The 12,994-nt window shown below is 62.5% G+C and carries 12 protein-coding genes; 4 read left to right on the top strand and 8 right to left on the bottom strand.

Features of this window, described 5'->3' with window-relative positions; all coding sequences use genetic code 11:
• Nucleotides 1-37: 37 nt before the first annotated feature.
• From NKH38_RS17325 to NKH38_RS17340, 4 genes are all read left to right on the top strand, one after another.
• On the top strand, nt 38-901 hold the full coding sequence (locus tag NKH38_RS17325) for an ABC transporter permease (RefSeq protein ID WP_023832549.1): 864 nt from the start codon (nt 38-40) through the stop codon (nt 899-901).
• Entirely contained in the window at nt 901-1,713 is an 813-nt protein-coding gene (locus NKH38_RS17330) for an ABC transporter permease (protein WP_023725981.1), read from the top strand. Before NKH38_RS17325 ends, NKH38_RS17330 begins: the two co-directional genes overlap by 1 nt.
• Nucleotides 1,714-1,741: 28 nt before the next feature.
• Nucleotides 1,742-2,503: an SDR family NAD(P)-dependent oxidoreductase gene (locus NKH38_RS17335; protein ID WP_023725980.1), complete on the top strand. Its 762-nt coding sequence runs from the start codon at nt 1,742-1,744 to the stop codon at nt 2,501-2,503.
• Nucleotides 2,504-2,747: 244 nt separating this feature from the next.
• Nucleotides 2,748-4,151, top strand: coding sequence for an MATE family efflux transporter (locus NKH38_RS17340; protein WP_352762027.1), 1,404 nt, complete (start codon nt 2,748-2,750; stop codon nt 4,149-4,151).
• Nucleotides 4,152-4,330: 179 nt separating this feature from the next.
• Here the strand turns inward: NKH38_RS17340 and NKH38_RS17345 are convergent, their stop codons facing one another.
• From NKH38_RS17345 to NKH38_RS17380, 8 genes are all read right to left on the bottom strand, one after another.
• Nucleotides 4,331-6,625: a hypothetical protein gene (locus NKH38_RS17345; protein WP_352762028.1), complete on the bottom strand. Its 2,295-nt coding sequence runs from the start codon at nt 6,623-6,625 to the stop codon at nt 4,331-4,333.
• Nucleotides 6,626-6,869: 244 nt separating this feature from the next.
• Nucleotides 6,870-7,673, bottom strand: coding sequence for an ABC transporter permease (locus NKH38_RS17350; RefSeq protein ID WP_352762029.1), 804 nt, complete (start codon nt 7,671-7,673; stop codon nt 6,870-6,872).
• Nucleotides 7,670-8,524 carry an ABC transporter permease gene (locus tag NKH38_RS17355; RefSeq protein ID WP_023732672.1) on the bottom strand — a complete coding sequence of 285 codons (855 nt, stop codon included), beginning with the start codon at nt 8,522-8,524 and terminating at the stop codon, nt 7,670-7,672. The genes NKH38_RS17350 and NKH38_RS17355 overlap by 4 nt, the downstream gene beginning before the upstream one ends.
• A complete protein-coding gene (locus NKH38_RS17360; RefSeq protein WP_023671274.1) occupies nt 8,521-9,558 on the bottom strand; it encodes an ABC transporter ATP-binding protein in 1,038 nt (345 codons plus the stop codon). The genes NKH38_RS17355 and NKH38_RS17360 overlap by 4 nt, the downstream gene beginning before the upstream one ends.
• Before the next feature lie 95 nt (nt 9,559-9,653).
• Nucleotides 9,654-10,742 (bottom strand): ABC transporter substrate-binding protein, encoded by a 1,089-nt coding sequence (locus NKH38_RS17365; RefSeq protein ID WP_023671275.1) that lies wholly within the window; start codon nt 10,740-10,742, stop codon nt 9,654-9,656.
• Nucleotides 10,743-10,810: 68 nt separating this feature from the next.
• The gene (locus NKH38_RS17370; protein WP_023739697.1) at nt 10,811-11,458 is read right to left on the bottom strand and encodes an amino acid ABC transporter permease; all 648 of its coding nucleotides are present in this window, start codon (nt 11,456-11,458) and stop codon (nt 10,811-10,813) included.
• The gene (locus tag NKH38_RS17375; protein ID WP_352762030.1) at nt 11,455-12,111 is read right to left on the bottom strand and encodes an amino acid ABC transporter permease; all 657 of its coding nucleotides are present in this window, start codon (nt 12,109-12,111) and stop codon (nt 11,455-11,457) included. The genes NKH38_RS17370 and NKH38_RS17375 overlap by 4 nt, the downstream gene beginning before the upstream one ends.
• Before the next feature lie 6 nt (nt 12,112-12,117).
• On the bottom strand, nt 12,118-12,912 hold the full coding sequence (locus NKH38_RS17380) for a transporter substrate-binding domain-containing protein (protein WP_023729762.1): 795 nt from the start codon (nt 12,910-12,912) through the stop codon (nt 12,118-12,120).
• Nucleotides 12,913-12,994: the final 82 nt, after the last annotated feature.

Here is a 12,994-nt window from a genome sequence, read left to right on the forward strand (position 1 = left end):
TGGCGGGCCTATGTCCGCCGGCATCGGGGCGGTTTCCATGCACGGCAACAGATTTCGGTATAACATCCTGACAGCGCTGCTGCTCGCTCCGGCTACAGCGTGGCTGGTGGTGTTTTTGGTGTTGCCGTTCATCGCCATTGCCGTGTTTAGCGTCGGCGAGCGGGCGCCGGAGGGCGGCTATCAGGCCGCCTTCACGCTGGCGCAATACGCCAATCTCCCGGCAAGGGCGACCGCGTTCTGGAACACGATGATGCTGGCGCCGGTGGGCGCGCTTGCCTGCCTGCTCGTCGCCTACCCGGTTGCCTACTATCTCGCCCTGAAGGCGCCGCAACGCTGGCGGCTGATCCTGCTGGCGCTCGTCGTCATTCCCTTTTGGACCAGCCTTTTGATGCGCACCTACGCCTGGATGTACATTCTGGGCGGACGCGGCATTCCCGCACTGCTGGCCTTTGTCGGCATCGAGGATGTCAGGCTGATCAACACGCCGGGCGCCGTTCTGCTCGGCATCGTCTACGGCTATTTGCCGCTGATGATCCTGCCGATCTACGTCAGTCTCGAGCGGCTCGACCGAAGGCTGCTGGAAGCCTCCGCCGATCTCGGCGCGACCCCGCTCTCAACCTTTCTGGGGGTGACGCTGAAGCTGTCGCTGCCGGGCGTCATGACCGGCTTCTCGCTGGTCATGATCCTGCTGCTTGGCGAATACCTCATCCCGACGCTGCTTGGCGGCGGCAAGGTGTTCTTCATCGGCAACGCGTTGGTCGACCTGTTCCTGCAGTCGCGCAACTGGCCGTTCGGATCGGCCATCGCCATCACGCTGGTGGCGGTTTCGGTGGTGGTGCTGATCGCGGCAAACCGCATTTCGACACGGGTGTCGGGCGCCCGCAGGGTGGATCTGATCTGATGCGCGCCTTCGTCACAGCCGTCTTCGCCTTCCTCTATCTGCCGATCGCGTTGGTCGTGCTGTTTTCCTTCAACGCCGGCCGCCATGCCAGCGAGTTCACCGGCTTTTCGGTGCAGTGGTACGGCACGGCGCTGTCGAACCCGTTCCTGGTCGAGGCGTTGAAGAACAGCCTGTTCATCGCCACCACCAGCGCCCTTCTGGCGGCGGTGTGCGGCACGGCGGCGGCACTCGGCCTGGCGCGGGTGGGGCTCAGAACCCGCGCCGTCTTCGACGCGCTGATGGGTGCCGCGATCGTCGTTCCCGGCGTCGTCATCGGCATCTCGACGCTTGTCGCGCTGGTCCAGCTGTTTGGCGTGCTCAACCCGTTCCTCGCCTCGATCTGGCCAAACGACCAGCCGCCGCGCCTGTCGCTCGGCTATGGATCGATCATCGCCGCCCACGGCCTGTTTTCGATGGCGTTGGTGACGATAATCGTCGGCACGCGTCTCGCCAGCCTCGACCGCAACCTGGTTGAGGCCTCGAGCGATCTCTACGCCACGCCGCTGACGACGTTCCGCTCGATCGTGCTGCCGCAGATCATGCCGGCTGTGGTCGCCGGTTTCCTGCTCGCCTTCACCTTCTCCTTCGACGATTTCATCGTCGCCTTCTTCGTCGCCGGCGCGCAGACGACGCTGCCGATCTATGTCTTCGCCTCGATCCGGCGCGGCGTGACGCCGGAAATCAACGCCATCGCCACCATCGTGCTCGTCGCCTCGGTTCTTCTGGTGGTGCTTGCCCAATGGCAGCTGCGCCAGCGCCAGCCGTCAAACTGAACAAGCCATCCAGCTGAAAGACAAATTCATGATCCTTAGAGACCGCATCGCCGTGGTGACGGGCGCCGGTTCCGGCATCGGCCGCGCCGGCGCCATGATCATGGCCAGGGAAGGCGCTGTGGTGGTCATCGCCGACCGGGATCTGGCCAGCGGCGAGACCACGGCGGCGGACATCCGGGCAGTGGGCGGGCAGGCCGAGGCGATTGTCACCGACGTCTCTGACGACGCGGCGGTCGGGCAGCTCATCACCGGCACGCTCGGCAAGTATGGCCGCATCGACATTCTGCACAATCACGCCGGCATCCAGGTCGGCGGGACGCTGACCGAGGTCGAGGTCGATGGCATGGATGCGTCCTGGCGCATCAATGTACGGGCGCAGTTCCTGGCCGCGCGGCTGGCCATGCCGGCGATGGTCGCGCAAGGCGGCGGCGTCATCCTCAACACGGCTTCGAATTCGGGCGTCTTCTACGACCGCGAGATGATCGCCTATGCCACGTCCAAACATGCCGTGGTGGCGATGACCAGGCAGATGTCGCTCGACTATGCCCGCCACAATGTGCGCGTCAACGCGCTCTGCCCGGGCTGGGTCGACACGCCTTTCAACGAGCCGTTCATCGCCCAGATGGGCGGACGCGAGGCGATCGAAACCTATGTCCGCACCAGGATTCCGATGGGCCGCTGGGCGAGCGCCGAAGAGATCGCCGAAGCGATCCTGTTCCTCGTCTCCGACCGCTCATCCTTCATGACCGGCCAGGCACTGGTGATCGACGGCGGCGAAAGCATCGGCTGATCTAGAGCAATTCCAGGAAAAGTGTGTAAGGTTTTCCGTCCGGAATTGCGTAAAACAAATAAGGGCAGCCGGATAGGAGGGTTCCCGCTTCTGGCTCAATCGCCGGCTGCCCGTCCTCCCTTGCCTTCATGCCGCATTTCGTCCAATAGAACGACGCAAACGCTGCGAAACCGAAGGTTTTGCCGTTTGGAAGTGCGGCTTCCGGCCTCGTTGCCGACGCGCCGCAATCGGAAAGAGCAGGACAATGTCTGCGATCGAAGCCGGCGCTCGTGCGCCGGAAAATCTTTGGCGTCAGGAAATCAGGGCGACGCTGGCGCTGGCCTGGCCGATGGTGCTCACCAATCTCGGCCAGACCGCGATGACCGCCACCGACGTCATGATGATGGGGCGTCTGGGCGCGGACACGCTGGCCAGCGGCGCGCTCGGCGCCAACCTCTATTTCATGCCGCTGATCTTCGGCCTCGGCCTGATGCTGGCGACCTCGCCGATGATCGCCACCGAGCTTGGCCGCCGCCGATATTCGGTGCGCGATTTGCGCCGCACCGTGCGGCAAGGGCTGTGGCTGGCGATCCTGATCTCGATCCCGATCTGGATGGTGCTGTGGCATGGCGAGGCCATTCTGCTGGCCATGGGCCAGGAGCCGGCATTGGCACATCAGGCCGGCATCTATCTGCGCTGGCTGGAATGGGCGATGCTGCCGTTCTACGGCTATATCGTGCTGCGCTCGTTCATCTCGGCGCTGGAGCGGCCAGGCTGGGCGTTGGTCATCGTTTTCGTCGCCGTCGCCTGCAACGCCTTTTTCAACTGGGTGTTCATGTTCGGCAATCTCGGCGTCACCTCGATGGGCATTGCCGGTTCGGGGCTGGCGACCACGCTGTCGAGCACGCTGATGTTCTGCGGCCTGGCAGCCGTGGTGATGCTGGAGAAGAAGTTCCGCCGCTACCACCTGTTCGGCCGCTTCTGGCGCTCCGACTGGCCGCGTTTCAAGGGTCTGCTGCGGCTCGGCATGCCGATCGCCGGCATCCTCGCCTTCGAGGTGACGATCTTCAACGCGGCAGCCCTGCTGATGGGCCTGATCGATGCGGATTCGCTGGCCGCGCACGCTATCGCAATCCAGATCGCCTCGATCTCCTTCATGGTGCCGCTCGGTCTCAACCAGGCCGTCACCGTGCGCGTCGGGCTGGCCCACGGCGCCGGCAATCCGGCAGGCGTTTCGCGCGCCGGCTGGACCGCCTTCGTCATCGGCGTCTCGTCCATGGCGCTGATGGCGCTGGTGATGGTGCTGTGGCCGCATCTGTTGATCAGCGCCTTCATCGATATGACCGATCCGGCGAACGCCAGGGTGATCGCGCTGGCCGTGTCGTTCCTGGCCTTTGCCGCGCTGTTCCAGATCTTCGACGGCGCGCAGGCCGTTGCCGCCGGCATGCTGCGCGGCCTGCACGACACCAAGGTGCCGATGATCTATGCCGCGATCGGCTATTGGGGCATCGGCCTGCCGCTCGGCGTGCTGCTCGCCTTCCATTTCGGCCTGCACGGCGTCGGCATTTGGATCGGCCTGGCGTCAGGACTGGCGGTGGTGGCGGTGCTGCTCCTGGCCCGCTGGCTGCGCCGCGACCGCATCGCGCCGCCGCTCGTGTTTGGGCATTGATGGCGCACCAGGCGGTCCGCCAGTTGCCCGAAGCAGTCAATGTAGAGCAGATGTCTGGGGTCGCCTTTTGGGCAGACAGCGGTCTGGCGGCTTATGGGGAGCGAGGCAAGCAGAGCAGACCTCAGGCAATCCGTTTGTCGGCTGTCGGCGCAGAGGTGCGTCAGGATTGGCCTGTTAGGCTAAGCGCTCGCGCTATCGGCCGCGTCTGCTGGGGAACGACGAACCAGAAGCACTGCTTCGTAGGGGATGTCCCAGCGGTCCGTACAACGGGCAAGGACTACTATATGGTCTACCCGTTCGTCCTCCATCGCCTCTGCGACCAATCCTTCCATGGTCTTGCGCGATTCCCCACGCAGTGTCTCGGGAAATGCATAGAAAATGATGCGCGCCTTGCGCCGCAGCGGGGGCTGAACCTGAAGCGAACTGATGTGGCCGGGTTCGCGGAAATTCTTGCGCACCATGGCACGCAGCTTGATCAGGTTCCTTTCGATGGTCTTCTGCTCGCTGGGATCAGCCGATGACAAAAGGTGCAGACCGACGGTCGTCCAGCCCGGTGATTTACGCTGTTCGAGCTGCTTGATGATAGAACCGAACAGAGGTCCCAACTGAGGTTTCGGTTTTGGTAGGGCGATGCCCGCATCGCGGCTTGTATAGTACCGGTCGAGCGGTTCGGACATTCCGCTAGGCGAGAAGATGGAATTTTCCTCCCGCAGGCCCGCGATGTTGAAACCCGTGACGAGATAGAGGCCGAGGAAGTCGAGTTCATCCCCGAGCAGGCTGAATGACTTTTGAAGGTAGATGCGCTCACCGAGGTAGTGAAGGTAGGTGAGCGGGTGATCGAGAATGTCGGCGATGCAGATGAGATCAGCGATCGTAATCGTCGGCGCAAGCTGGTGGTCGGCAGGCACCCAGCCAATTTCCTTGAAGTCCGCCTCAGCGGAACTGAGAACCGAAAAATCATCAAGGGTCACCGATATCCTGATGATCTGATCGACCGATACCGGATCAATACCGATCTGGCGGACAATCGCTTCGGCTGCGGCATCGCCCTCCTTTGCAGAAGTGATGAGTGTGGCGAGGCGCGCAGACTGCTGGGATGGATATAGGACCATGTCCGAGACGTGCCGTTTCACGCGACCCGGCGCACCGCGTAGCCCCTGTGGAGTAAGGTGATTGGACTTCGCCTCAGCGATAATCACGGTGCGATCGAGCGTGACGAGTAGGTCTGTTTCGAACTGCTCGGCGCCAACCAGCCACTTTGCTGCCGGAACGATCATCGCTCCCGGCAGGGCTTTTCGCATCGTGTCTTCGAGTTGGCTTTCGAGATAGTCCGCCCTGCGGCTTTCAAGCTGGGTCTTGATGCCAGCTTCCTGCGCCAGCCGCGCCATCACGCGATGGATATGGCTAAAGACCATTTGCGGGATCGGGAACACGAATAGATCACCAAGATAGATGCCCGGAGCATCCCAGATCGGATTGGCAAGGAAGAGGTGGTCAGGGTTGGTTCCAGCCAGACTGCCCGGTGCGCGGGATAGGGACTCAAGGATCGCCTCGACGACATCTTTTGGTTTGCCCGAAAGCTTTGCGACTTCCGCGGCAGTGAAGCTGGCACGTTCGGAATGTCGCAGATCGCAATGCCCCATTATCATGCCCATCATGCCATCGCGTGAAACGCCCGGCGGCATGGCGGCTAGGAGGTCTTCTGGCCCACCTTTGAGTTCAGGAAAGTACTTGTAATAGTTTCGAACCATCTGCCGGACATTGGGCGAGCGAATGACCTTCGCCAGTCGCATGAAGTGTTCGGAATGCCGACGCTCAAACTCTCTGACGACGGCCGCCATAACCTCAATCAGGTCGGTGGCCCCGAAACCGAAATGCGGCTTCAGGCGATCGTCTAGGGATCCGTACAGATCGGTGCTGATACGGATGACATCGGAGTAGTAGCCCCAATTCCTGACCGCCTGCGTGTGAAGTCGAATGCGCTCCTGCAACGACAGGATCGTAAATTCCTGCTTATCCGCGACGTCCTCAGCGGCCAGGATGCGCTGATGCAGGAACGTCTCAGCGACCTTGGGAACAGTCTCGAACACCGTTCCCATGATAGCTGGTGTGAATGGGTCTTTTCCCCACTCGTCCAGCGGAATGGTCATCACCAGCGCCAGCAGCAACTCGGCGTGGTGCTGCTGAATGTCTTTGAGAACGGATTTGGTGTTCACGCCCTCACGTCCCGCCAGGGTCTGAAGCCCATAAACAGCGAAGGTTGAAACGATCCCGATGGCGTCCGACTTTCGAAGCTCATCCGTGACAATCTGGAGGGTCGCGGGGAACTCATCAACGCTGTGTCGTGCAGCAGCCAAGACGGCCTTCTTAAATTCGTGGTGGTGCTCTTCCTTGATGGCAAACGTTGAGAGTTCGAGCTTCAGCTCTTTTCTCTGTGGCGGCTTCTTGCGGCGGTTGTTCTTTCTTCGTGGCATGCAGCGATGGTATCGCGAAGTAGCGCCTGCTGTATGCAGGCGACTTATCGATTCCGTGGCCATTCCTCTGTGAAGGTCGACCCTACCACCCAATCAGCCGTCTGCTTGCGGGAGTTGGCAGAAGCTCGACGATTGACCGACATGAGGCACAAAGCTGCCGCATCCGGGGATGCATAGGCACTCAGACACCTTGATGGCATTGGAGGTTCTGAGCAATCATCGAGGGATTTTGTTACAAATTCAATCAGTTCACGTCCGACGACATCGCGCCGAGCAGCCTGCGTATATCGCCGAACCTGGCGATCGAGCCGAACACCAGTGCCGCCACCGCGACGAAGAACACCGACACCGAAGCCATGGTCGGCGTGTAGCCATAGCGCAGCGCGTTGAAGATCTTGATCGGCAGCGTCTCGGTGGTGAAGCCGATCGTCATGTAGGCGACGATGTATTCGTTGAGCGACAAGACGAAGGCGAAGGCGTAGCCCGAGACGAGGTAGGGCAGGATCAGCGGCAGCACCACGGTCTTCAGCACCGTGCGGTCGTCGGCGCCCATGGTGGCGGCGGCCTCTACCAGCGAGCGGTCGATCGAGGCAAAGCCCAGCGACAGCGTCACCAGCGGCAGCGTCACGAAGAAGATGGCGTGGCTGATGATGGCGGTGAAGAACTGGCCGAACAGCCCGACCGTCGCCCAGAAGCTGAGAAAGCCGAGCGCGGTGATGACCGGCGGCAGGATGAAGGGGGCAAGCCCCAGCACCTGGAAAATGTTTGCCCAGGGCGCGATGCGCCGCCACAGGAACCAGGCCAGCGGCAGCGCAACAGCAACCGCAATTGCCGCCGAGCAAACGGCCAGCGTCACCGAATGGATCAGCGCCAGCCGCCATTCCGGGTCGGTGAAGATCTGGGCGTACCAGGCGAGCGAGAAGCCGACCGGCGGGAAGCTGAGTTCCTGCCGCGAGTTGACCGAAACCCCGGCCACCACGATCAGCGGCGCCGCCAGGAACAAAGCGACGATGGTGAAATAGACACGGCGCAGCAAGGTCGCGGTCATAGTGCATTCTCGCGGCGTCCGACGAGCAGCGTCAGTCCGACCAGCGCCAGCGAGATCAGCACCAGGAACACCGCCATTGCGGCTGCGAACGGCATGTTGGACTGGTAGATCGCCTGGTCGGTGATCAGCACGGACAGCGTCCAGTGTTGCGGCCGTCCGAGAATCTGCGGCAGCAGGTAGGAGCCGAGCGCAAACACGAAGACCATGATCAGCGTCGCCACGATGGTGTTGCGCAGCGCCGGCGCGACGACGTTGAAGAAGGCGCGGATAGGCGAGGCGCCGAGCGTGCGCGCGGCCTCTAACAGAGTCGGATCGAGGCGGACCAAAGCGGGGTAAAGCACCAGGATCGTATAGGGCAGCGCCTGGTAAACCATGCCGGTCAGCACCGCGCCGAAGGTCGGCAGCAGCGCCACCGGCTTGTCCATCAGCCCGATCGCCACGAACAGATTGGTGATGCCCGCCGTGCGCGAAAACAGCGTCGACCAGGCAAAGCCGATAATGACTTCCGACAGCGACAGCACCGACAACAGGCCGACCAGCCATAGCGTCTGCACGCGGCGCGGCCGGCGGGTCAGGAGGTAGGTGAAGGGGAAGGCGATGGCCACGCAGCAGACGGCGACCAGCACCGCCAGCATCAGTGAAAAGCCGAGCACGCCGCCGAAGAATACCGACAGGAAGCGGGCGTAATTGTCGAACACGAAATCCGGCGTGTAGAAACCGGACGGGTTGCGCTTGAAGAAGCTCACCGCGATCATCGTCGAGAACGGCACGACGAAGAAGACGATCAGCATCAGCGCCGGAAAGAACAGCGGCGTGTAGTCGGCTATCGACTTCGGCGCTTCGCGTCTCATGCGCCGAGCACCACGCAGCTTGCCGGCGGCAGTGTGACGCCGACCTTGGCGCCGACCGGCACGTCATGCCGCTCGCGCGGCGTCGTCACCGCAATGATGCTGGTGCCGCCGACGTCGACGAAGGTCTCGATGGTGCCGCCGAGATCGCGCACGAAACTCACCTCGCCGGTGATGGCCGAGCCGCCGGGGCTGCCGAGATGCACATCCTCGGGGCGGACCGATACAGACGCTTTAGTCTGACCCGCCGGCATGGCAAGACCTGGAATGGCTGTGCCCAGAATGGTGGTGCGCCCGGTGCTGTCGATCTCGGCCGGCAGCAGATTGGTGATGCCGATGAAGTCGGCGACGAAGGCGTCGGCCGGCTTGCGGTAGATCTCGATCGGCGGCGCCGCCTGCAGGATCCTGCCGTGGCCCATGACGACGACGAGGTCGGCCATGGTCATGGCTTCGCGCTGGTCGTGGGTGACGACGATGGTGGTGATGCCCAACCGCTGCTGCAACTGGCGCAGTTCCACCTGCATGGCCTCGCGCAGTTTGGCGTCGAGCGCCGACAGCGGCTCGTCGAGCAGGAACAGTTTCGGCGACAGCGCCAAGGCCCGTGCAATTGCCACGCGCTGGCGCTGACCGCCCGACAGTTTGGCCACCGGACGGTCGGCAAAGCCGGTCAGATGGATGAGGCCCAGCAACTCGTCGACGCGCTTCTTCTGCTCCTCCTTCGAGGCGCCGCGAATGCGCAGCGCATAGGCGATGTTGTCGCCGACAGAGAGATGCGGAAACAGGGCCAGCGACTGGAACACCATGCCGAGATTGCGCTTGTGCGTCGGCAAAGGCGTGATGTCCTCGCCGTCGAGCACGATGGCGCCGCTGGTCGGCTCCTCCAGTCCGGCAATCATGCGCAGCAGCGTGGTCTTGCCGCAGCCCGATGGGCCGAGCAGACACACGAACGTGCCATGCGGCACGTTGAGCTGGACATTGTCGACAGCGGCGAAGTTGCCGAATTTTTTGGTGACGGCGTTGATATCTAGTCCGGACATGCTCATCCCTCTCAAGCTGTGCGCTGGAGCAATTCCAGGAAATGGCCGCCGGAGGAAATCCGGCGGCCGATCAGTTTTCAAGCGGAACGGGCGGCTCAGCCGACGATCAGCTCGGTCCACTTCTGGTTGATCCAGTCGGCCTTCGACGTATAGAGGTCATAGCGCGGGATGATCGGATCGATATCCGACGACACGGCTGCGAACTCTTCCGGCTTGAGGTCGAGCACCTCTTTCTTCAGCGTAGGCGTGGTGCCGACCTTGCGCGACATCAGACCCTGCATCGACGGCTGGCTCATATAGTCGATGAATGCATGCGCCTCGTCGACCTTGGTCGAGGCGCGCGACAGCACCCAATTGCCGGAGTCCTGGATGCCACCTTCCTTCGGGAAGGTCGAGCGGACATGGAAGCCGTCGGCGACCGCGAGGCCGGTGACGTCGTGATAATACTGGCCCATCGGGATCTCGCCCGACTTCAGCGCCTGCTCGAACTGCGCCTCGTCGCGATACCACAGCCGGACATTCGGCTTGAGCTCGGCGAGCTTTTCGAACGCCTTGTTCAGTCCGTCCTCGGTGTCGAGCGCATTGGTGCCGCCCATGAAGGTCTTGGCTGTCACTTCGAGCAGGAACGAGTTCGAGGCAAGTGCCAGAAGGCCAAGCTTGTCCTCATTGGCCTTGTCCCACAGCGTCTCCCATGAGGTCGGCGCATCCTTGTAGACGTCGGTGTTGGAGACCAGCGTGATCCACCAGGCGACGGCGCCGATGCCGGCAACGCGACCATCCGGATATTTGTTGACGAAGCGCGGCAACAAATCGTTGTAGTGCTTGAACTTCGACGTATCGAGCGGCGTCCACAATTCGGTCGACTGGCCCTTCAGCGTCGAGGTCTGCGACATCATCGAAAGGTCCGCCGGGGCTTGGCCGGCCTTGGACGCCTGTTCGAGCTGCACCAGCCAGGCTTCGCCGGTCGGCTCGGCGACCGACTCGACCGCAATGCCGGTCGCCTTGGTAAAGTCGGGGAAGACGTGCTCGTCGAAGGATTTCTTGAAGTAGCCGCCATAGACGCCGACCTTCAGCGACTTGTCCTGCGCGCGCAGGATCGACGGCATGGCGAGCACGCCGGCTGTAGCGAGGCCCGCACCAAGCACGCCGCGCCGTGTCAGGGATTTTCCGATCAGTCTGTTCATCTGGTTTCTCCTCAGTTGATGCCGTTCTATTCCGGCAGGTTCCCTTCACGCACTGTCGCCGCCTGGCGTCAGTGGGCCGCCGCTCGTTGTTCGAGCGTACGGGCGTATTGCGTCAGTGGAAAGCACATGACGAAGAAGATCAGCGCCACCAGCCCGTAGACCTTGAACGGTTCGAAGGTGGCGTTGTTGATGGCATTGGAGGTTCTGACCAGCTCCTCGAAGCCGATGATCGAGGTCAGCGCCGTCGATTTGATCAACTGCACCAGGAAGCCGACGATCGGCGCCCTTGTGATCGAGAACGCCTGCGGCAGGATGATCAGCCTGAGCTCCTGCAGGCGGTGCAGGCCGAGGCTGGCGCCGGCATCCCACTGTCCCAGCGGCAGCGCATCGACGCCGCTGCGCCAGATCTCGGCCAGATAGGCGCTGGCGAAGAAGGTCAGGCCGAGCACGGCGGCAGTCCATGGCTCGATGCGCAGGCCGAGCATCGGCAGGCCGAAGAACATCAGGAACAGCTGCATCAACAGCGGCGTTCCCTGGAACAGGGCGATGTAGCCGGAAGCGACCCGCTGGCTCCATTTATTCTCTGCGATCCTGAAGAACAGCACGATCAGCCCGACCAGCGCGCCGCCGACAAAGGCCGCCAGCGACAACAGCACCGTCCAGCGGGCGGCGAGCAGCAGATTGCGAACGATGTCCCAGAAGGTGAATTCGATCATGTGACACCTGCCCCCAATACGCGGCGCCCGCCTGTGACCAGCAGCCGGCGCAAGGCCATGGACAGGACGAGGTAGACCAGGGTCACGACGAAATAGGTTTCGAAGGACCGGAAGGTGAGGGCTTGCAGCATGTCGGCCTCATAGGTCAGCTCGCGCACGGCGATCTGCGACACCACGGCCGATTCCAGCATCATGATGACGATCTGGCTGGTCAGCGCCGGGTAGATCACCTTGAGCGCCTGCGGCAGCACGATCTTGACAAACACCTGGCGTGGCCGAAGCCCGAGTGCCAAGGCGGCTTCCGTCTGTCCGCCGGGCACGGCATCGAGGCCGGCGCCGACGATTTCAATCGTGTAGGCCGCCATGTTGAGCGTCATTGCCAGCATGGCGGCCAGGATCGGATCGAGCCTTATGCCGAGGCTGGGCAGGCCGAAGAAGATGAAGAACAGCTGCACCAGGAACGGCGTGTTGCGCATCACCTCGACATAGACCGCGATGGCGCGCTTCACGAATACCGGGCCGTTGCGCCGGCCGGCAGCGCCCAGGATGCTGAGCAGCGTGCCCACGAGCGTGGTCACGACGATCAACAGAATCGTCGTGGCCGCGCCGCGCGCGATGTCGCCCACAGCACCTGGGAGCCAGGCAAAGGCCACGAGAACTCAATCCTTGAGGTTGTCGGGATTGAGCGGCGTCTTCAGCCAGGCCTTCGAGCTCTCATCGAGCTTGCCGTCGGCCAGCATCTTGGCAACCGCATCATTGACCGCCGTCTTCAGCCGGTCCTCTTTCTTGTTGAGGCCGATATGCGAAGGCGAGGTCAAAAGCTGGAACTTCTGCTCCGGCTTCAGCGCGTCCTGCTTGGCCAGCACCTGCGCGCCGACATCATTGCCGACCACCATCAGCTGCGTCTGGCCGGAGATGAAGGCTTGGATGACGGAGTTGTAGTTGTCGAAGCGCTTGATGTCGGCCGATGCCGGCGCCGCCTCGGTCAGCGACGTATCCTCCAGCGTGCCGCGATTTACGGCGATCGACTTGTCGGCAAGGTCTTCCTTGCCTTTGACGGAGAGCGCCGCCGGACCGATGACGGCGATGTAATAGGGCGCGTAGGCGGCGGCGAAATCGATCACCTCCTCGCGCTCCTTGGAATAGCCGACGCTCATCAGGATATCGACGCGCTTGTCGGTGAGATACGGGATGCGGTTCTGGCCGGTGACGCTGACCAGATTGAGCTTCACCTTAAGTGAATCGGCGATCGCCTGCGCGACGTCGACGTCATAGCCCTTGATGCTCATATCGGCGCTGGCCGAGGAGAAGGGCGGAAAGTCGGAGAAGATGCCGACATTGATGGCGCCGGCCTTGGTGATGTCGTCGACGGCGTCGGCATTGGCCGGGGAGGCGAAGCCGAGGCCGGCGAGCATCAGCGCGGCGGCGATGGTTGATTTCATTTGGATTGTCATTGGTATTCCCCTTCTGGAAGCTTGTTTGTTTTGGAAACGGCCGCCGGCTCCAGCGCGGCGGCCGCCTTTGCATGTGAAATCC

Source organism: Mesorhizobium sp. M1078, assembly GCF_040318615.1.
Taxonomy (GTDB): Bacteria; Pseudomonadota; Alphaproteobacteria; order Rhizobiales; family Rhizobiaceae; genus Mesorhizobium.

What these genes read in the sequence shown, in the direction of transcription:
- NKH38_RS17325 (WP_023832549.1), top strand. Translation starts at nt 38, where the DNA reads ATGCACGGCAACAGATTTCGGTATAACATCCTGACAGCGCTGCTGCTC.
- NKH38_RS17330 (WP_023725981.1), top strand. Translation starts at nt 901, where the DNA reads ATGCGCGCCTTCGTCACAGCCGTCTTCGCCTTCCTCTATCTGCCGATC.
- NKH38_RS17335 (WP_023725980.1), top strand. Translation starts at nt 1,742, where the DNA reads ATGATCCTTAGAGACCGCATCGCCGTGGTGACGGGCGCCGGTTCCGGC.
- NKH38_RS17340 (WP_352762027.1), top strand. Translation starts at nt 2,748, where the DNA reads ATGTCTGCGATCGAAGCCGGCGCTCGTGCGCCGGAAAATCTTTGGCGT.
- NKH38_RS17345 (WP_352762028.1), bottom strand. Translation starts at nt 6,625, where the DNA reads ATGCCACGAAGAAAGAACAACCGCCGCAAGAAGCCGCCACAGAGAAAA.
- NKH38_RS17350 (WP_352762029.1), bottom strand. Translation starts at nt 7,673, where the DNA reads ATGACCGCGACCTTGCTGCGCCGTGTCTATTTCACCATCGTCGCTTTG.
- NKH38_RS17355 (WP_023732672.1), bottom strand. Translation starts at nt 8,524, where the DNA reads ATGAGACGCGAAGCGCCGAAGTCGATAGCCGACTACACGCCGCTGTTC.
- NKH38_RS17360 (WP_023671274.1), bottom strand. Translation starts at nt 9,558, where the DNA reads ATGTCCGGACTAGATATCAACGCCGTCACCAAAAAATTCGGCAACTTC.
- NKH38_RS17365 (WP_023671275.1), bottom strand. Translation starts at nt 10,742, where the DNA reads ATGAACAGACTGATCGGAAAATCCCTGACACGGCGCGGCGTGCTTGGT.
- NKH38_RS17370 (WP_023739697.1), bottom strand. Translation starts at nt 11,458, where the DNA reads ATGATCGAATTCACCTTCTGGGACATCGTTCGCAATCTGCTGCTCGCC.
- NKH38_RS17380 (WP_023729762.1), bottom strand. Translation starts at nt 12,912, where the DNA reads ATGACAATCCAAATGAAATCAACCATCGCCGCCGCGCTGATGCTCGCC.